General features: G+C 63.2%; 17 protein-coding genes and 1 pseudogene. 7 read left to right on the top strand and 11 right to left on the bottom strand.

Annotated elements, in window-relative coordinates; all coding sequences use genetic code 11:
• Both NKI72_RS22790 and NKI72_RS22785 read left to right on the top strand, forming a co-directional pair.
• Nucleotides 1-343: TOBE domain-containing protein (locus NKI72_RS22790; protein WP_352850955.1), on the top strand; the 343-nt coding region annotated here is incomplete at its 5' end.
• A gap of 246 nt (nucleotides 344-589) precedes the next feature.
• A complete protein-coding gene (locus NKI72_RS22785; RefSeq protein WP_352834299.1) occupies nucleotides 590-871 on the top strand; it encodes a hypothetical protein in 282 nt (93 codons plus the stop codon).
• A gap of 12 nt (nucleotides 872-883) precedes the next feature.
• Here NKI72_RS22785 and NKI72_RS22780 read toward each other — a convergent pair whose 3' ends face one another.
• Nucleotides 884-1864, bottom strand: coding sequence for an AraC family transcriptional regulator (locus NKI72_RS22780; protein ID WP_352474069.1), 981 nt, complete (start codon nucleotides 1862-1864; stop codon nucleotides 884-886).
• 91 nt (nucleotides 1865-1955) lie between these two features.
• Between NKI72_RS22780 and NKI72_RS22775 the strand changes: the two genes are divergently transcribed.
• Nucleotides 1956-3179 (top strand): MFS transporter, encoded by a 1224-nt coding sequence (locus NKI72_RS22775; protein WP_352448398.1) that lies wholly within the window; start codon nucleotides 1956-1958, stop codon nucleotides 3177-3179.
• On the opposite strand, the gene NKI72_RS22770 is transcribed toward NKI72_RS22775, so the two are convergent.
• The gene (locus tag NKI72_RS22770) at nucleotides 3176-3523 is read right to left on the bottom strand and encodes a GFA family protein (RefSeq protein ID WP_352834302.1); all 348 of its coding nucleotides are present in this window, start codon (nucleotides 3521-3523) and stop codon (nucleotides 3176-3178) included. The genes NKI72_RS22775 and NKI72_RS22770 overlap by 4 nt on opposite strands.
• A gap of 120 nt (nucleotides 3524-3643) precedes the next feature.
• Here NKI72_RS22770 and NKI72_RS22765 point away from each other — a divergent pair, with 120 nt between their 5' ends.
• Nucleotides 3644-4939 (top strand): amidase, encoded by a 1296-nt coding sequence (locus NKI72_RS22765; protein WP_352474071.1) that lies wholly within the window; start codon nucleotides 3644-3646, stop codon nucleotides 4937-4939.
• A 14-nt stretch (nucleotides 4940-4953) separates the two neighbouring features.
• Here the strand turns inward: NKI72_RS22765 and NKI72_RS22760 are convergent, their stop codons facing one another.
• Genes NKI72_RS22760 through NKI72_RS22740 form a run of 5 tightly spaced genes read right to left on the bottom strand, consistent with a single transcriptional unit; the run spans nucleotide 4954 to nucleotide 9192 of the window.
• Nucleotides 4954-5337 carry a hypothetical protein gene (locus NKI72_RS22760; RefSeq protein WP_352474072.1) on the bottom strand — a complete coding sequence of 128 codons (384 nt, stop codon included), beginning with the start codon at nucleotides 5335-5337 and terminating at the stop codon, nucleotides 4954-4956.
• Nucleotides 5338-5379: 42 nt separating this feature from the next.
• Nucleotides 5380-6360 carry a hydroxyacid dehydrogenase gene (locus NKI72_RS22755; RefSeq protein WP_352474074.1) on the bottom strand — a complete coding sequence of 327 codons (981 nt, stop codon included), beginning with the start codon at nucleotides 6358-6360 and terminating at the stop codon, nucleotides 5380-5382.
• Between the two features lies 1 nt (nucleotide 6361).
• Entirely contained in the window at nucleotides 6362-7078 is a 717-nt protein-coding gene (locus tag NKI72_RS22750) for a FadR/GntR family transcriptional regulator (protein ID WP_292661187.1), read from the bottom strand.
• A 1-nt stretch (nucleotide 7079) separates the two neighbouring features.
• Nucleotides 7080-8249 carry a mandelate racemase/muconate lactonizing enzyme family protein gene (locus NKI72_RS22745; RefSeq protein ID WP_352474076.1) on the bottom strand — a complete coding sequence of 390 codons (1170 nt, stop codon included), beginning with the start codon at nucleotides 8247-8249 and terminating at the stop codon, nucleotides 7080-7082.
• 55 nt (nucleotides 8250-8304) lie between these two features.
• Complete coding sequence (locus NKI72_RS22740) at nucleotides 8305-9192, bottom strand: sugar phosphate isomerase/epimerase family protein (protein ID WP_352448392.1); 888 nt, start codon at nucleotides 9190-9192, stop codon at nucleotides 8305-8307.
• A gap of 392 nt (nucleotides 9193-9584) precedes the next feature.
• On the opposite strand from NKI72_RS22740, the gene NKI72_RS22735 reads away from it, so the two are divergent.
• The 3 genes from NKI72_RS22735 to NKI72_RS22725 all read left to right on the top strand — a co-directional run bounded on the left by NKI72_RS22735 (nucleotide 9585) and on the right by NKI72_RS22725 (nucleotide 13062).
• Nucleotides 9585-10640: a sugar phosphate isomerase/epimerase family protein gene (locus NKI72_RS22735; RefSeq protein WP_352823336.1), complete on the top strand. Its 1056-nt coding sequence runs from the start codon at nucleotides 9585-9587 to the stop codon at nucleotides 10638-10640.
• Between the two features lie 155 nt (nucleotides 10641-10795).
• Nucleotides 10796-11983, top strand: coding sequence for a Gfo/Idh/MocA family protein (locus NKI72_RS22730; RefSeq protein ID WP_352814567.1), 1188 nt, complete (start codon nucleotides 10796-10798; stop codon nucleotides 11981-11983).
• A gap of 227 nt (nucleotides 11984-12210) precedes the next feature.
• A complete protein-coding gene (locus NKI72_RS22725; RefSeq protein WP_352823333.1) occupies nucleotides 12211-13062 on the top strand; it encodes a sugar phosphate isomerase/epimerase family protein in 852 nt (283 codons plus the stop codon).
• Between the two features lie 24 nt (nucleotides 13063-13086).
• On the opposite strand, the gene phnE (NKI72_RS22720) is transcribed toward NKI72_RS22725, so the two are convergent.
• From phnE (NKI72_RS22720) to phnC, 4 genes and pseudogenes are all read right to left on the bottom strand, one after another.
• Nucleotides 13087-14454 carry a phosphonate ABC transporter, permease protein PhnE gene (gene phnE, locus NKI72_RS22720; RefSeq protein WP_352613131.1) on the bottom strand — a complete coding sequence of 456 codons (1368 nt, stop codon included), beginning with the start codon at nucleotides 14452-14454 and terminating at the stop codon, nucleotides 13087-13089.
• A gap of 67 nt (nucleotides 14455-14521) precedes the next feature.
• Nucleotides 14522-15478 carry a phosphonate ABC transporter, permease protein PhnE gene (gene phnE, locus NKI72_RS22715; protein ID WP_023675195.1) on the bottom strand — a complete coding sequence of 319 codons (957 nt, stop codon included), beginning with the start codon at nucleotides 15476-15478 and terminating at the stop codon, nucleotides 14522-14524.
• A 66-nt stretch (nucleotides 15479-15544) separates the two neighbouring features.
• Entirely contained in the window at nucleotides 15545-16453 is a 909-nt protein-coding gene (gene phnD / locus NKI72_RS22710) for a phosphonate ABC transporter substrate-binding protein (protein ID WP_352834308.1), read from the bottom strand.
• A 90-nt stretch (nucleotides 16454-16543) separates the two neighbouring features.
• Nucleotides 16544-17391: pseudogene (gene phnC, locus NKI72_RS22705) on the bottom strand (phosphonate ABC transporter ATP-binding protein).
• Nucleotides 17392-17403 lie beyond the last annotated feature (12 nt).

Raw genomic sequence — 17403 nt, 5'->3', positions numbered from 1 at the left:
CCCCCCCCCCCCCCCGCCCCCCCCCCCCCCCCCCCCCCCCCCCCCCCCCCCCCGCCCCCCCACGCCGGGCGCGGCGACCGACGGTCGCCCGCTCGTCTTCGGAATTCGCCCTGAAGACGTCTATCTCGAGACCGGCGCGCCGGTCGAGGCGCGGGTCCACGATGTCGAGAACCATGGCGTCGAAAAGATCCTGACGCTGCGGGTCGGCGACACCATGCTGCGCGCCACCGTGCCGGCCAGGACCGACGTGCAGATAGAGCAGCCGGTGCGCTTTGCCTGGAACCCGGACAAGGTGGTGCTGTTCGACAAGGGCAGCGGAATAAGCCTGCGTCACGCCGGCTAAGTACAAGCCTCTTTGCTGCAGCTAGAACGGATGCGTTCAAATCGAGCCGTGCATACCGCTCTAAACCATGTGTTTTAGCCGCATTTGTGCGACGTCGAGTGATTCCCTTGGCTGCTAAATGCTCGAGTCTTCCCGTCATCCCCCATACGGGGGATGCGGATGCTCCGATTTGTCGAATAGGCTGATCCTTTGGTCCCAAACGGGCTTTGCAAGCCCAATTTGGAGGCCCAAAACGGAGGGTTGGCTATGGGAACTCTATTTCGCGGTTTTGCGACGATCCTACTCGTCGCCGGTATGGGATTGTCGGCGGCGCATCTGGGCGAGGCGCAGGCAGCCAAGAAAGTTGTCGCCGGCGCGAAGGTCGACGCCAAGAGGATCAAGGATCTCAACGGCACGGTCAATCTGTCCACCAGCGACTGCAAGCTGTTGTTGAGCGGCACCGTCGTGGAAGTCTCGGATGGCAGGTGCGGGGCTTCCGGCAAATATTGCAAGAGCAGCGCCGGCTCGGCCTGCATCACCGAGCAATAACCCGGCCAACGTTTAGCCGGCCTGGCGGATATCAGCCTGTTCCTCGGCCCGGAAATGGCTAGGCGGCGATCCGATGACCCGTTTGAAGGCGCGGCTGAAGGAGGCGTCGGATTCGTAGCCGAGACGAGCCGCGACGACGGAAATCTTGAGCCGGTCGCGGACCAGCCATTGCCTCGCCTGGTGCATCCGCACCTGCGTGACGTACTTTGCCGGTGTTTCGCCGACAATGGTTGCGAAGCGCTCGGCGAAACCTGATCGCGAGGCACCCATCATCTTCGCCAGAGCTTCCACCGTCCAGTCGCGGTTCGGTTCCAGATGGATCGCGGCCAGCACCCGGCCGATCTCGCGGTCCCTGACCGCCGCAATCCAACCGGAAGAGTCGCCGCAGCCGCGCTCGACCCATGAGCGGATGACGGTCGCGGCGAGCACATCGGCCAGCCGCGCCAGGATGCCGCCGGAGCCGACGCGCTCCATCGTCACCTCGCGGGCCATCGCTTCCAGCAAATGCGGGATACCTGGCTCATAGGCCTCCAACTCATGTGCGCGCATCACGTCCGGCATCATGCCGAGCAAGGGGTGCAAGCCATCGAGATTGAAATACATGCTGCCGAAAAACAGCAAGGTCCCCGGACGGCAGCCGGGCATGCCGTCATTCGACATGCAATAGACACCCTTGCAGATTTCCTCGACCTCATAGCCGTGGATCGGCGCCGCCTCGGTACCCGGCTCGCTCGCCAGCGTGTGGGCTGAGCCGCGCGGCAACAATACCGCGTCGCCAGCCTTCAGTTCCACCCATTCGCCGGACGGCTGCAGCAACCAGCAGCCTTTGCGGCCGATGAAATGAAACCGTGCCGCCGCCTGAGCCGGAAAATGGATGCCCCAGGGTTCCTTCATCTCGCAACGGCCGTAATCGACGCCTTCGAGGCGCAATCCGCGCAATATGTCTGTCAGCGGATCACCGGTGACGGGGATTTTGGACGAACGGTCAAGCATAATGGTGTTTCTAGCATGGAAACTCCAGACAGTCACTCCCTATGTTGCACTGCAGCCAGATGCTGCGCTGCAACCAGATCGGAGATCCCTCATGACCGAACCCGCGACAGGCGTCATGGACGCCGTTCTCGACCCATCGGAAACCGGCGAACGATCCGAGCCCGCATGGGGGGCAGTGGTCTCCCTGGCGCTCGGAGTCTTCGGCCTGGTGACCGCGGAATTTCTGCCTGCCAGCCTGCTGACGCCGCTTGCGCAGGATCTCGGCATCACCGAAGGCGCCGCCGGGCAGGCGGTAACGGCAACCGCCGTCATCGGCGCGATTGCGGCGCCGACCATGGCCATTGTCACCAAGCGGCTGGACCGCAGGTTGGTCATGTGGGCGCTGACGGTGCTGCTTGTGCTGTCAAACCTGGTGGCCGCGTTTGCGTCCTCGCTTCCCGTTCTTCTGATTGCCCGCATCATGCTCGGGATCAGTCTTGGCGGCTTCTGGTCGATGTCGGCAGCCATGGCGATGCGGCTCGTTCCGATGCGGCTGATGCCGCGCGCCATGTCGATCATTCTCACCGGCGTTTCGGTGGCAACGGTCTGCGCGGCTCCGGTCGGCGCCTATGTCGGCGACATCTGGGGCTGGCGGACGGCGTTCATGATCGCCGCCGTGGTCGGAGCGCTGGCGCTGCTGGTGCAGGTGGCTACCATTCCGAAGCTGCCGCCTGCAGGTACGGCAGGTTTTCGCACGCTGCTGGAGGTGATGAAGCGGCCGATGATCAGGGTGGCACTGCTGGTGGTACTACTGGTCGCCTCGGGACATTTTGCCGGCTTCACCTATGTCCGCCCGTTTCTCGAGAAGGTGCCCGCGCTGGACATCGAGACGATCTCGCTTGTGCTGCTCGCCTACGGCATTGGTGGCTTCTTCGGCAATTTTGCCGGCGGCTTCATTGCCGAACGCAGCCTCAAGGCGGCCGTCAGCCTGGCGCCCCTGCTGATCGCGTTTTCGGCGCTCCTGCTGCTGGTGGTCGGAGGTTCACCCGTCGTGGCTGCAATAGCAGTGGCCAGCTGGGGCTTTGCCTTCGGCGCCGTCCCAGTCGGGCTGCAGACCTGGCTGGTGCGGGCCGCCCCCGATCAGGCGGAAAGCGCCGGTGGGCTCATGGTTATGACGTTCCAGGTCGCCATTGCGTTGGGCGCCGTCTTCGGCGGCCTGCTTGTCGACAATACCGGCGTTGCCACCGCCTTCGCCTATTGCGCGGCGGCGACGTTGCTTGCGGCACTGGCGGCGTTCTTCCTTGGCCCCAAGCCGATCGACGACCCCAAGGCCTAAACGGAACGGCCGTCGAAGTCGAAGACCGGCACGGCGGCGACGTCCAACGCCTCGATGCAATTAATATTGATATAGGCACTTCGCCCGCTCCCTTCGCCGACATCCTCGGCGAAGGGGTGAATGCCGCAGCTGCGGCAGAAGCGGTGGGCGATGACATGGTTGCCGAAGCTGTAGCGGCCGAGATCATCGCCCCAGGCAAGCACCCGCATGCTCTCATGCGGAACTGCCGATAGCAGTGCACCCTTGCGCGAGCAGATCGAGCAATTGCACCGAACGGCTCCGGTCAGCTCGCCTTCGACCTCGAACGCGACCTTGCCGCAGTGGCAGCTGCCTTGGTAGAGCATCGCGCCTTCCTCCTTCGGTTCGACAGGTGCAAATCCGACCGCGCCGGGCTATGTCTCCTGCGGCCAGTTTCTGGCTGCTACCTTAAGACGTTGCAAGCGCGCGGAGTCCGACACCGAAAAATGCAATCAGCCCGCGATCACCTCGAAGCAATTCTTTCGTCTCTTGCCGCTCGCGTCGACGATGAGAGGGTTTTCGTAAAGCTCTACCCGGAAGCCGCCCGGGCGGCGGCGGACGCCACCGATGCGCGGCGAAAAGCCGGCGTCACGCTCGGGCCGCTCGATGGGGCGATCGTCTCGATCAAGGATCTGTTCGATGTCGCCGGCGAGCCGACCACGGCGGGCTCTCTGCTGCTCGCCAACGCAGCGCCGGCGCTGCGGGATGCCATTGTCGTGCAAAAGTTGCGCCAGGCCGGTGCAATCATCCTCGGCAAGACCAACATGACCGAGTTCGCCTTTACTGCGATCGGCGTCAATCCACATTATGGCACGCCCGGCAATGCTAGCGATGCCAGCCGTATTCCGGGCGGCTCCTCCTCAGGCGCCGGCGTTTCGGTGGGCGAAGGCACCAGCGAAATCTCCATCGGTTCCGATACCGGTGGTTCGGTGCGCATTCCGGCATCGCTGAATGGCGTCGTCGGTTTCAAGCCGACTGCGCGGCGCGTGCCGCTTGCGGGTGCGTTTCCGCTGTCAGCCACGCTGGACTCGATCGGTCCGCTGGCCCGCACCGTCGCCGAATGTGCGGCGGCCGATGCAGTGATGTCGGGCGAAAACCTGGCGGCACTGTTGCCGCTGCCGCTGGACGGCCTGCGCATCGGTATTGCGCGCGGCGTGCTGTTCGATGATACGCACGAAGAGGTCGCGACGACGTTCGACCGGTGTCTGCGCAAGATGGAGCTTAGCGGCGCACGGCTTGTGGAGCTGTCGATCGACGACCTGCTTGCCGATCTGCGCGTGGCAACCCAACGCGCGTCTATCGCGGCGATGGAAGGGGCGGAGATCCATGCCGACTGGCTGGCGGCGGGAGCGACGAGGCCGGTCGATCCGCGGGTAAGCGGGCCATTGTCGCGCGCCGCCGCCATTCCGGCCACGGTCTATATCAGGGCAATGCGCCGCCGCACGGCGCTGGCCGCCGCGATGGATGACCGGCTGGCGTCGGTCGACGTGCTGGCCCTGCCGACCACACCGGTGACGGCGCCGACGATCGTGTCGATGACCAGCGACGAGGCGCTGTGCAACAGGATGGAAGGCCTTCTGCTGCGCAACACGCAGGTCGCCAACCAGTTCGATCTATCAGCCATCTCGCTGCCGATGCCGGGAATGACGCGTCCGGCCGGGCTGATGCTGGTGGCGCGCAATGGCCATGACCACCACCTGCTGCGCATCGCAGCCGGCGTGGAGGGGCTGCTTGCAAATTGATCGCACAGCGCGTGTCAGCGCGACGAGCAGTGGCCGCGTTCGCTGTCCTTGGCGGCGCGTTCGATGCTGGTGGCGACCAGCCAAGGCAGGGTGTACCGCTTGCCGTTGAAGGTCCGGGTACGGTTCTCGATCGAGCCGACAACAACGACCTTGCCGGCATAGAGCTTGTCTGAAAGATCGAGCGCCTTGTCTTGTTGCGGCAGGCGATCGATGTCGATTGAAACGCCTTTGATGAGCTTCCCAGCAGCAAGGTCGAGTGCGCTGTTCGATGGACAGGGCGCCGCCAGGCAGCGTATGCCGTTGTCGCAGAACACGTAGCTACCCTGTTCGTTGGCGAAGGCTTGCGCCGTCGCCACGCAGAAGCCGGCGGTCAGCAGGAATTTTGTGACGCTTGCCATGCCGGCACCATCGCCGGCGAATTCGGGAAAATTGGGGCGCTTTCAGAAATCGGCAGGGAACCGCCGCCGGTAGTGCTCGACCACTTCGGGGTTGCGCAGATTGACCGGCAATCTGTTGGCCAGCACCAGCAAGGCTTCGCCAGCCGCGCCGACGCCCATGCGCATCATCGACTGCTCGGTAATCCCAGCCATGTGCGGGGTGACGATGACGTTGTCGAAGCCAAAATAAGGATGGTTGGGCGGTAGCGGTTGTGTAGCAAAAACATCGAGCGCAGCGCCGCCGATGCGCCCCTTCTGCAAGGCCTCGATCAGCGCGTCGTCATCGATCACCGGCCCGCGCGAAACATTGATCAGCAGCGCATCCGGCTTCATCCGCTCAATGCGCTCGCGGCTGATCAGCCCCCGTGTTTCGGGCGTCAGCGGGCAGCACAGAACGATGATGTCGCTCTGCTCGATGAGTGCATCGATCGACAGGAAGCCGACCCTGTCCGGCGCCGGCCGCATGCTGCGCGTCGTCGCCACCACATTCAGATCGAACCCATGGGCGGCGATGTGGCCAACCGCCTGACCGATCGCGCCGAGGCCGACAATGCCGATCATCTTGCCCGCGAGCTCGCTGGCTACCACCGTGTGTTCGCGGCCCGCCAGCCAGCCCTTCGCACGCAAGTCGCGGTCCAACACACGGAAGCGCCTAAGCAGCGCCAGCGCCGCGAACATCACATATTCGGCGACAGATCGCGCGTTCACCCCCGGCACATTCGCCACCAGCACGCCGGCCGCATTGGCCGCTTCCATCGGTACCATGTCCAGCCCGGCGCCGTGGCGGATCGCGGCCCTGAGCTTCTTCGCGCCTTCGAAAAGCGCCGCAGGCAAGGGAGCGCGAACGATGATGACATCGGCGTTCCTTGCCTCGGCGGCCAGCGTGGCCGCATCGAGGGCGGAAGCAACGACGAGTTCGCCGGCCCCGGTCAGCATGGAAGCGGCACGAGGGTGCAGTCTGTGTGTTGACAGGATCTTGGGCATTTCAGGCCTTTTCGAGCGCAGGGCTTTCCGGTTCCGCCCCACGCCCCTCGATCAGCCCCTTCCAGTAGCTTTCCGCGCCTTGCAGGTGGGCGCTCATCAGCGCCTGGGCGAGATTGCCGTCGCGGCGCAGCAGCGCCTCGTAGATCTGGATATGCTCGGCATGGGAGCGCACGCTGCGTTCGGGATCGTTGAAATAGATCGGCAGGCGCAGTTCACCCATCATGTAGTAGACGCTGCAGATATTGTGGAAGACGCTGTTCTTGGTCGCCCGCACGATCTCGAGGTGGAACTCGCGGTCTTCCCGGGCAAGCCCTTCACCGGCGGCGATGCGATCCTCGGAGGCCTTCAGGATCTCGCGCAGCCGCTCGAAATTCTCCTCGGTGGCGCGTGAACAGGCAAGTTCGGCGGCCTTGATCTCGTGGATCTTGCGCAACTCGACCGTCTCGTAGATCTGGACGGGATCGAGCGGCAGGCCGGCGCGGGCGAACAGCGCCATCGCCTCGACGCTCGCCTGCTTCGTATCGATGTAGATGCCGGATTTCGCCCGTCGCTCGACGATGCGCATGGCCTCGAGAATGGCCAGCGCCTCGCGGATCTGGCCGCGGCTGACGCTGAAATGCTCTGCCAGTTCGCGCTCCGACGGCGTGCGGCCCGTCTCCTTGTCCGAATGGGAGAACAGATAGGCGGCGAGTTCCGCGAGAAGGTTCTTTTCTTTCATGTCAGCCGTGTTGCGCGTGCGCCTCCAGGAACCGCTCCGAAATGGTGAATCCCAGCCCGGGTCTATCAGGGATCGCTACCATACCGTCCTTTGCTTCGACAGTCTCTTCGATCAGATCGTGGATCATCGGGTTGGCGCCGAGCGAATATTCGACGGTGAAGCTCGCCGGCGAAGCGGCGCAGACATGCAGCCCGGCAAAGAAGCAGGGCGCGCCGGCCCAAAGATGCGGCGCAAAGCGCAGATTGAAGGCGCTGGCGATGGTGCCGATCTTCATCGCCTCGCTGATGCCACCGCAAAAGGCCGGATCCGGCTGGAAGATATCGGCGGATTTGAGCACGGCGAGGTCGCGGAAGGCATAGCGCGTCGCCTCGCTTTCGCCGGTGGCGATCGGGATCGAACCGCAGGCGCGCACCTCGGCCATGCCGGGCTTGTCGTCGGCGATCACCGGCTCCTCGAACCAGGCGAGATCGAGGTCGCCGGCGAGATGGATAAAGCGCTTGGCTTCGGCCACCGTGTAGGTGCCGTGCGCGTCGACCATCAGGTCGATATCGGGACCGAGCGCCCGTCTGGCGGCACGGACGCGAGCGGCCGAGATATGTGGGGCGCCGTCCATGGCGCCGACGCGCATCTTCAGCGCCTTGAAACCGCCCTTGGCGATGTAGGACTGCAGCTGGTCGCCGATGGCTTCCGCAGTGGCCCAGCCGCCGGAAGCATAGGCCGGCATGCGGTCCAGCTTGCGGCCGCCGAGCAGCCGCCAGACCGGAACGCCGAGCGATTTGCCAAGAATGTCCCACAATGCGATGTCGACGGCGCTGATAGCCGCGATGCTCATGCCGCGTCGCGCCAATTGCGGCATGGCGTGGCCGGCGCGAGCGGCGCTGTCGTGGCGCGTGCCATTATAGAGCATCTCCCAGATGACGCCGATGTCAGCCGGGTCGCGGCCGACCAGCTGCGGGCCGACCTCGTAGTTCAGCAAATGGACAAGGGCGCCGTAGCTGCCGGCGCTGCCGGCGGCATTCTTGCCCTCGCCCCAGCCGACCAGCCCGTCGTCGGTCTCGATGCGCAGGATGGCGGCGTCGAACGTCGCCACCTGACCGAAGTCGCTGCGGTGCTGCTTCGCGGCTTCGATCGGTATGCGGACCCACCAGGCTTGGACCGTCTTGATGCGCATGTTCATCCTCGGCCCGGCCGCGGTGAGGCGGAAGGGCTCTTTCCAAACGGCTCGGCTACTTGATCAGCGGCAGCAGCGTTTCCGCGTTGATGCGCATCTGGTCGGTGTAGAATTTCTCCGTGAGCACGCTGGAGCCGTGGTCCTGAATGAATTTCAGCTGCTCCGGCGAGATGTCGACGGGGTTGCGTTCGACCATGTCGGGATAGGGGGCAGCCGGCGTGCGGTCGACGGGGGCGACGAATTCATTGGTCAGCGCGCCGTCATAGCCGATCTCCTTCAGCGTGCCGACGATCTTCGGCCAGTCGATCTGCCCGAGGCCGGCGGCGAAGCGGTTGTTGTCGGCGACATGGAAGTCGTACAGGCGCTTGCCTACCTGCCGGATGGCGTCGTAGACGTTAAATTCTTCCATGTGGATGTGGTAGGCGTCGAGGCAGACGCCGCATTCGGGGCTGACCGCATCGGCCAGCGCCAGTGCCTGGGCGCCGCGGTTGAACAGATAGGTCTCGAAGCGGTTGAGTGGCTCGACCGCGATCTTGACGCCGACCTTCTTGGCGTGGGTGAAGCATTCCCGGGTGGCGTCGACCACCCATTTCCACTCCTCTTCCTCGGTGCCGTCCGGCACCACCTTGCCGACGGTGGCCGGAACCAGCGTGATGATCTCGCCATCAAGTTCGCTGACCATGGTCAGCACGTCCTTGACATACTGCACCGAGCGCTCGCGTTGGCCCTGGTCCTTGGCGGCGAGATTTCGCTCGCCCAGCATCAGCGTCACCGCTCCCCAGCAGCGAATGCCGTACTCGTTCAACAGTGCGCGCGTCTCCTTGGGCTTGTACTGATCGGGTTCGCCGGAGATCTCGATCGACTCGTAGCCGAATTTCTTGATGCGCTTGAGCGTCGTTTCCAGCGGCTCCGCCCGCATCCAATTGTGCGTCGAAAGATGCATGGTCTATCCTTCCCAGAATCGCCTGTACCAGTTCGCCTGCGGCGCACTCTGCCGAAGCGTGCCGCATGATTCTTCCCCAAGGCGTCCCAGCATTTTTTGCAAACTGGTTCGACCAATTGGGCCTGATGGGAGGTCTACAGTAATTTCATCTGGACGGCAAGAAGTGCTGCCATCAAGCGTTGGCTCCTGTCTATGCTATTGATTATACTTAAACATGTGGCCTAACTCGGCATGGTTGCAGGACCGCGGCAGCGCGTCAAATGGCTTGACCGGATTTCGGCATTTGGTAATACCAGAATAGCGGCGCTGAGCGCGCTGTGCAAAGAGACCAAAGACGCTGGCCCTGTTTTCAATCGGCGCTATGCTTGGTCGTGAAACATAGGGAGATGCCGATGCCGACGACGATGAAGGGGCCTGGTCTGTTCCTGGCGCAGTTTGCGGGCGACGCCGCGCCGTTCAATTCGCTGGCCTCGATCACCAAATGGGCGGCTGGTCTGGGCTACAAGGGCGTGCAGATCCCGACATGGGACGCCCGATTGTTCGATCTCGAGAAGGCAGCCTCCTCCAAGGCCTATTGCGACGAGGTGAAGGGCATCTGCGCCGATGCCGGCGTCGAGATCACCGAACTGTCGACGCATCTGCAGGGGCAACTGGTGGCGGTGCATCCCGCCTATGACGCGCAGTTCGACGGCTTCGCGCCGGCTGCGGTGCACAACAATCCAAAAGCAAGGCAGCAATGGGCGGTCGAACAGATGAAGTTCGCCGCCAAGGCGTCGAAGAATCTCGGGCTCAAGGCGTCGGTGTCGTTTTGCGGCGCGTTGGCCTTCCCATACCTCTACCCCTGGCCGCAGCGGCCGGCGGGATTGATCGAGGAAGCGTTTGCCGAACTCGGCAAGCGCTGGAAGCCGATTCTCGACGTTTATGACGAGAACGGCGTCGATGTCGGCTACGAAATTCATCCGGGCGAGGACGTGTTCGACGGCGCGACATTCGAGATGTTCCTCGATGCGGTCGGCGGCCATAAGCGCTGCAACATCAACTACGACCCGTCGCACTTCCTGCTGCAGCAGCTCGATTATCTCGAATTCATCGACATCTACCACGAGCGGATCAAGGCGTTCCACGTCAAGGATGCCGAGTTCAATCCGACCGGGCGGCAAGGTGTCTATTCCGGTTACCAGAGCTGGACCAACCGTGCCGGGCGTTTCCGCTCGCTCGGCGACGGGCAGGTGGATTTCGGCGGCATCTTCTCCAAGCTCACTCAATACAATTACGATTCATGGGCGGTGCTGGAATGGGAATGCTGCCTCAAGCACCCGGAGGATGGTGCGGCCGAAGGCGCTCCCTTCATCCAGCACCACATCATCAGGGTGACGGAAAAAGCATTCGACGACTTCGCCGGCGGCACGACCGATAAAAAGATGCTGCGCGGCATGATGGGGATCTAGCACAGATATCCCTCCCCCTCGAAGGGAGGGTCGATCCACGCAGCGGATCGGGGTGGGGTCGCCGGGCGTAGAGCTCGGCATGAACCAACCCCACCCGGCCGTGCGGGCCACCTTCCCCTCAGCGGAGGGGTATTTCAGTGACGAGGGAGAAAATCATGGTTGGCGCATCGAAGACGGAAACGGGAGGCGGTCCGATCCGCTACGGCATGGTTGGCGGCGGACAAGGCGCCTTTATCGGCGCGGTGCACCGCATCGCGGCGCGCATTGATAACGAGTTCGTGCTGGTTGCCGGGGCCCTCTCGTCGAATCCGGAGCGCGCCAAGGCCTCGGCGGCCGAGCTTGGGCTCGATCCGGCACGCAGCTACGGCTCCTATGCCGAGATGGCCAAGGCGGAGGCCAAGCGGCCGGATGGCATCGAGGCGGTGGCCATCGTCACGCCGAACAATGTGCACGTGCCGGCAGCCAAGGCTTTTCTCGAGGCCGGCATCCATGTCATCTGCGACAAGCCGCTGGCGACGTCGCTGGCCGAGGCGAAGAGGTTGGCCGCGCTGGTCGAGAAGACCGGCAAGGTGTTCGTGCTGACGCATAACTACACCGCCTATCCGATGGTGCGGCAGGCACGCGAGATGGTGGCCAAGGGACAGCTCGGCGATATCCGTATCGTGCAGTCGGAATATCCGCAGGACTGGCTGACCGAAGACCTGGCCGCCACCGGCCAGAAGCAGGCTGCGTGGCGCTCTGACCCGAAGCAGGCGGGTGCCGGCGGTGCGCTGGGCGATATCGGCACGCATGCCTACAACCTTGCCCGTTTCGTCTCCGGGCTGGAGCTCGATTCGTTGTCGGCCGATCTCGATGCCTTCGTGCCGGGGAGGCTGCTCGACGACAACATCAATGTGCTGCTGCGCTTCAAGCCGGTCGGCGGGTCGCACCCGGCGAAGGGAATGATCTGGGCAAGCCAGGTGGCGCCCGGCCACGAGAACGGGTTGAAATTGCGCATCTACGGCTCGAAGGGCGGCCTCGAATGGGTGCAGGCCGACCCGAACTATCTCTGGTACACGCCGTTCGGCCAGCCGAAGCAGTTGATTACCCGTAATGGCGCCGGCGCGCTCCCCGTCGCCGGGCGCGTCAGCCGCGTTCCGCCAGGGCATCCGGAAGGCTATCTCGAAGGTTTCGCCAACATCTATCAGGAAGCCGCGCGGGCTATTCGTGCAGCGCGCCGGAAGGGCGGGAAGCCGGCCAAGGATGTCGTCTTCCCGACCGTGCAGGACGGCGTCGAGGGCATGGCCTTCATCGAGGCCTGCGTGAAGTCGTCGAAGAAGAACGGAGCGTGGACGAAGCTTTAATCGCTGCGCCCGGTTAATGGGAAGTCCCCGTCACCCGGATTGCCAGCCGAATTGCAAGGCAATTCGGGGCAATCCGACCTTTCCTCGTGGGGAGAGGAGATCGTTGGCGCTGGCGTTCACCTCTTTTCCCCGGCGGGGAGAAGGTGGCCACGAAGCGGCCGGATGAGGGGGCTTGTGGCGAAGTCGCCGGAGGAGCAAGCCCGGCCGTAAAAAGGGGAGGGGCGTCGATGAAAATCGGCATGTGCATGTTGTTGTGGACGACCAGTGTCTCAAAAAAACACGAGCCGTTGTTGAGGGACATCAAGGCGACCGGCTTCGACGGCGTCGAGATACCGGTCTTCTCCGGCACGCCGGACAACTACAGGAAACTCGGCGAGCTGCTCGACCGTATCGGGCTGCAACGCACCGCCGTCTCGGCGATGGGCGATCCGGCGATGAATTTGATCTCGCCGGATGCCTCGACGCGCAAGGCCGGTATCGACTACATGAAATCGACGATCGACTGCGCTCAGGCGCTTGGCGCGAACACGTTGAGCGGCCCGCTCCATTCGACACTCGGGGTCTTCTCCGGCAGCGGGCCGACGGCGGCCGAGAAAAAACGTTCGGTCGCTTCGCAGCGCGTCATCGGTGACCATGCCGGCAACAAGGGTGTCACCATCGGGCTGGAGGCGCTCAACCGCTTCGAATGCTATCTGCTCAACACGATGGACGATTTGTCGGCGCATATCGACGCGATCGACCGGCCGCACATCAAGGCGATGTACGACACGTTCCATGCCAACATCGAAGAGGCTGACCCGATCGGGGCCTATACGCGCAACCGCAAGAACATCGTCCATATCCACATTTCGGAGAACGATCGCGGCGTGCCGGGCCGCGGCCACGTCCCTTGGAAAGAGACGTTCTCTGCCATCCGCAAGAGCGGTTATGACGATTGGCTGACGATCGAGGCGTTCGGCCGCTCGCTGAAGGATCTGGCCGCGGCCACCAAGGTGTGGCGCGACTTTTCCGAAGGCCCGGAAGCCGTCTACCGCGACGGCTACAGGCATATCAGGAATGGATGGAGGAAGGCGCCCTAACCGCACGCCTGCGCAACGCCTCTGTCAGCCCTGGCCGGCCTGGATCCGGTTGTAGTCGTGGATCGTCCTGCTCAAGCGGCGGCGCAGGAAATTGGAAATGTTGTCGAAGATGAAAACGACGAGCAGGACCAAGAGCACCATGTAGAAGACATTGGCCCAGTTGGAATTGGTGCGCATCGCCTCCCAGAGCTTCAGGCCGATGCCACCGGCACCGACGGCGCCGATGATCGTCGCGCCCCTGGTGTTGGATTCCCACTGATAGAGTGTCTGGCTGATGAAGACCGGGATCACTTCCGGCAGCACGCCATAGCGCTGCACCAGCAAGCCGTTGGCGCCGGTCGACTGGATGCCCTCGCGTGGCTTGTCGTCGATGTTCTCGAGGCCCTCCGAATAGACTTTGCCGAGCGTGCCGATCTCGGTGAAGAAAATCGCGGCGCTGCCGGCAAGCGGGCCCGGGCCGAAGGCGCGGGTGAAGAACAGCGCCCAGATCAGCATGTCGACCGAACGCATGAAATCGAAGAACCGCTTTAGCACCTGGCTAAGCAGGCCGCTCGGGGTGATGTTGCGGGCGGCGAAGAAGGCGAGCGGGAAGGCAACGATGCCGCCGAGCAAGGTGCCGAGAAACGCCATGACGATGGTCTGGAACAGCTTCGTCCAGACGTCGCCATGCTGCCATTGGGCGTTGTTCCAGATATTGTCGGCGGCCAGCGCAATGTTTGATGTGCCCGGCTTGAGCTGGGGTCCGGACATCAGCAACGAGACCACCTCGCCGGGCGACTTGCCGAAGAAGGGCGAGCGTGTGTCGAAGACGAAATTCGCCCAGCCGAGGAAGCGTTTGCGGACCTTGACGCGATCGACGGTTATGCGGACCTCGCCGGCAAAGCCCATCCTGGCGACGATCTCATCGTCATGCGCGGTGATCCACTCCGGCACCGGGCCGGATATTACCGGTTTGCCGCTGGTCAACGACATCGGCACCGCCTGGCCATTGGCGACAAGCGTCGCTTCGGCCTTGTCGAAGGTGACCGATTTGGCCCGGCCGTCGATCAGGACGGTGTAGGAGCCGTTGGCGTTGGTGATGACCCAATCGGGATGCGGGTCTTCGCCGAGCGCCGAAAAACGCGGATATCTGGGTGTGATCTGAGGCTGGTCGAGACGGAATTCCGGCTGCAGATCGTAGCTGATCCATTGCGTCAGGAAGAGCGGCAGGCGCTCCCAGTGCGATTCCCTCAGCACTTGCGGCAGGCTGAAGAACCACAAGGCGTAGAGGAGATAGAGCAGGATGCCGGTGAACAGGACCAGCGGGCCGAAGCGTTTGTACAAGGGCCGCCGGAACACTTGGGGGAAGCGCTCCTCGATCGACCGCATCTCATCGGCGGTCATTGCGGCCATGGGCAGTCTTCTTGTTGATTTGCCATGATCTTTTCCAAAAACGGGAATCCACTTTTTGGGATCATGGTCAGGCACCCATCATGAATGCCTGCTCGCCGACGAGCTTGCGGCGTAGCCAGGCGGAAAACTGGTCGACGAGGAAGATCGTCGTGAACAGCAGCAGCACCAATGCCAGCGTCTTGGCGCCGAAGCCGCGCGAGATGGAGAGCTTCAGTTCCTCGCCGATGCCGCCACCGCCGACCGCGCCGATAATGGTCGAGATACGCACATTGATCTCGATCCTGAGCAGCGTGTAGGACATGAAATTGGGCAGCACTTGCGGCAGGCCGGCAAAGCGCACGCGCTCGAACCAGTTGGCGCCGACCGCGCGCAGGCCTTCTTCGGCGCGCATGTCGATGTTTTCGTTGATCTCGTAGAAGAGCTTGCCGAGAGCGCCGATGGAATGCAGGCCGATGGCGATGATGGCTGCGACCGGGCCGGTCGAGAGGATGGCTGCGAACAGGCCGGCAATGACGATCTCGGGGAAGGCGCGAAGCAGTTCCATGAAGCGCTTGACGACGAGCCTGAGCACCGGACTGGGCGTCAAGTTGCGCGCGGCGATGAAGGAAAAGGGCACCGCAAAGACAAAGCCGATGAAAGTGGAAACCAGCGCCACGTTAAGCGTGGTGAGCATCAGCTCGAAATATTCGGGTAGATAAAAACCGCCCCAGAGATAGACGCGGCCAAGCGGGAAGTTGAACTCTTGGCTGCCCTTGTCGTGCGGCGATGCGATGTCGAACAGCGCCCGCCAGACGTCGTTCCAGTCCTTGGGAACAAGCCAACTAAGGAAATCCAGTATGTGCGGCAGCCGATCGAAGAAATGTCCGGCATTGGCCTCGTCGGCGAACCACATGGCTGTGCACATGGCGACAAGCAGTGAGCCGATGCCGAGCGCCGTGTAGAACCGGCGCAAGGACGTCTGGCGTCGCCAGGCGTCTGCTGCCTGCCGGACCGCGTCTGAACGAATTGTAGCGGCGAAGGTCATACGGGGTCACGAGCGGACACGCAAAAAGGGCGGCGCTGAAGGACGCCGCCCTTTCCGCAATTGTCGTCAGCCGCCGATCGCGGCTTTGCGGGCTTCGACGATGACGCTGTAGAAGTCCGGCTTCACCGGAACGTAGCCGGTGAAATCGCCGCCTTCGATGGCCTCGAAGCAAGGCTTGTCCTTGGCCGGCAGGCTGGTGAAGAAGTTGGCGAGCTTGGCGCTCATGTCGCCGCCGAGTGCGGTGCGCACGACCAGCGGGCCGTTCGGGATCAAGCCGGAGCGCCAGACTTCAACGAAATCGTTGGGGTCCACGGCGCCCTTGGCGACTTCCTTGTGGAAGGTGCCGGAGGTGTAGCCGTTCTTGAAGTCGCCGATGCCCGAGGAGTCGTCAACCGCAACATCGACCTTGCCGTCGCGAACCGCGAGAAGGTTGTTCTCGTGGCCGCCATTGAACTGGGTCGAGGCGAAGAAGGTTTCGTTCGAAGCGCCGGTGTCCTTCGGGATCTGGGTCAGCGGGATCAGGTAGCCGGAGGTCGAATCCGGGTCGGCATAGCCGAGCTTCTTGCCCTTGGCCGACTTGATGTCGGTGATGCCGGACGACTTCAGCGCAAGGCCGATCGAATAATAGCCGGTCGCGCTGTCGGTCTGCTGGGTGGTGAGGATCGGGGTCACGGCGTTCGGATCCTTGAGGTAGACGCTGGCATAGCCCGACGCGCCAAGCTCTGCGAAATCGAGCGTGCCGCCGAGCAGGCCCTGGATAACGCCGTCATAGTCGGCGGCCGGGAACAGCGAGACCTTCTCGAAGCCGAATTCGGACTTCAGGTGATCGGCGAGGCACTGAAAGTTGCGCAGCCGGTCCGCTTCGTTTTCACCGCCAAGGATGCCGATGCGGAATTCCTTGATATCCTGGGCGTGAGCGGCGCTTGCCGCGATGGCGAGCAATGAAACGGCGCCAAAAACCATCTTCCTGAACATTATCTCTCTCCTGTTGGTCCCGGCCTCGCGCCGGTAGCGTTAGAATTTTTTGACAGGTGCCTTTGACGCGGGCGGGCGATCAGGCCGTTCTCAATATCCCGGGAATGCGGGCTCGAGCGGTCCGGCGGATGCAGCGATTTTCTGTTTGATGGCGACACTGGTGGAGGTGATGGCCTCGGAGATTTCGCCGCCATTGCTGTCGGTGCCGTAGACCATTGCACGGCCTCGCGGTTGAGGGCTTCGGGCGAGCCGTCGAAGACGACCTTGCCGGCGGCCATGCCGATGATGCGGTTGCAGTAGGTGCGGGCCGTATCCAGCGTATGCAGATTTGTGATGACGGTGATGCCCTCGCGCAAATTGATGTCCTGCAGCGAATCCATCACCACCTTGGCGTTGAGCGGATCGAGCGAGGCAATCGGCTCATCCGCCAGCAACACCTTCGGCTGCTGCATCATGGCGCGCGCAATCGCAACGCGCTGCTGCTGGCCGCCGGAAAGCGTGCCGGCCGGCTGCAGGGCGGTGCGGGCGATGTCGAGGCGCTCGAGGGCTGCAACCGCCTCGGCGCATTCACCGCGGGAGAACATGCCAAATAGGTTGGACAGCGTCGAGCGGTGGTTGAGCCGGCCGAGCAGCACATTGGTCAGCACATCGAGGCGCGGCACGAGATTGAACTGCTGGAAGATCATGGCGCAGTCGCGCTGCCATCGCCGGAGCGGCGAGCCGCGCAACCCGGAGACCTCGACGCCGTTGAACAGGATGGATCCCTGGCTGGGATCGATGAGGCGGTTGATCATGCGCAGAAGCGTTGATTTGCCGGCGCCTGAACGGCCGATGATGCCGACCATCTGGCCCTGCGGAATCGCGATGTGAACATTGCTGACGGCGGTGTTCTTGCCGAACCGGCGGGTGACGCCGCGGATTTCGAGCGTAGCTGACATGGTGCAGGCTCC

The organism is Mesorhizobium sp. M0437 (assembly GCF_040321335.1).
Taxonomy (GTDB): Bacteria; Pseudomonadota; Alphaproteobacteria; order Rhizobiales; family Rhizobiaceae; genus Mesorhizobium.
This window is presented reverse-complemented; position numbering and strand designations above follow the sequence as displayed.

What these genes read in the sequence shown, in the direction of transcription:
- NKI72_RS22785 (WP_352834299.1), top strand. Translation starts at nt 590, where the DNA reads ATGGGAACTCTATTTCGCGGTTTTGCGACGATCCTACTCGTCGCCGGT.
- NKI72_RS22780 (WP_352474069.1), bottom strand. Translation starts at nt 1,864, where the DNA reads ATGCTTGACCGTTCGTCCAAAATCCCCGTCACCGGTGATCCGCTGACA.
- NKI72_RS22775 (WP_352448398.1), top strand. Translation starts at nt 1,956, where the DNA reads ATGACCGAACCCGCGACAGGCGTCATGGACGCCGTTCTCGACCCATCG.
- NKI72_RS22770 (WP_352834302.1), bottom strand. Translation starts at nt 3,523, where the DNA reads ATGCTCTACCAAGGCAGCTGCCACTGCGGCAAGGTCGCGTTCGAGGTC.
- NKI72_RS22765 (WP_352474071.1), top strand. Translation starts at nt 3,644, where the DNA reads ATGCAATCAGCCCGCGATCACCTCGAAGCAATTCTTTCGTCTCTTGCC.
- NKI72_RS22760 (WP_352474072.1), bottom strand. Translation starts at nt 5,337, where the DNA reads ATGGCAAGCGTCACAAAATTCCTGCTGACCGCCGGCTTCTGCGTGGCG.
- NKI72_RS22755 (WP_352474074.1), bottom strand. Translation starts at nt 6,360, where the DNA reads ATGCCCAAGATCCTGTCAACACACAGACTGCACCCTCGTGCCGCTTCC.
- NKI72_RS22750 (WP_292661187.1), bottom strand. Translation starts at nt 7,078, where the DNA reads ATGAAAGAAAAGAACCTTCTCGCGGAACTCGCCGCCTATCTGTTCTCC.
- NKI72_RS22745 (WP_352474076.1), bottom strand. Translation starts at nt 8,249, where the DNA reads ATGCGCATCAAGACGGTCCAAGCCTGGTGGGTCCGCATACCGATCGAA.
- NKI72_RS22740 (WP_352448392.1), bottom strand. Translation starts at nt 9,192, where the DNA reads ATGCATCTTTCGACGCACAATTGGATGCGGGCGGAGCCGCTGGAAACG.
- NKI72_RS22735 (WP_352823336.1), top strand. Translation starts at nt 9,585, where the DNA reads ATGCCGACGACGATGAAGGGGCCTGGTCTGTTCCTGGCGCAGTTTGCG.
- NKI72_RS22730 (WP_352814567.1), top strand. Translation starts at nt 10,796, where the DNA reads ATGGTTGGCGCATCGAAGACGGAAACGGGAGGCGGTCCGATCCGCTAC.
- NKI72_RS22725 (WP_352823333.1), top strand. Translation starts at nt 12,211, where the DNA reads ATGAAAATCGGCATGTGCATGTTGTTGTGGACGACCAGTGTCTCAAAA.
- phnE (WP_352613131.1), bottom strand. Translation starts at nt 14,454, where the DNA reads ATGGCCGCAATGACCGCCGATGAGATGCGGTCGATCGAGGAGCGCTTC.
- phnE (WP_023675195.1), bottom strand. Translation starts at nt 15,478, where the DNA reads ATGACCTTCGCCGCTACAATTCGTTCAGACGCGGTCCGGCAGGCAGCA.
- phnD (WP_352834308.1), bottom strand. Translation starts at nt 16,453, where the DNA reads ATGTTCAGGAAGATGGTTTTTGGCGCCGTTTCATTGCTCGCCATCGCG.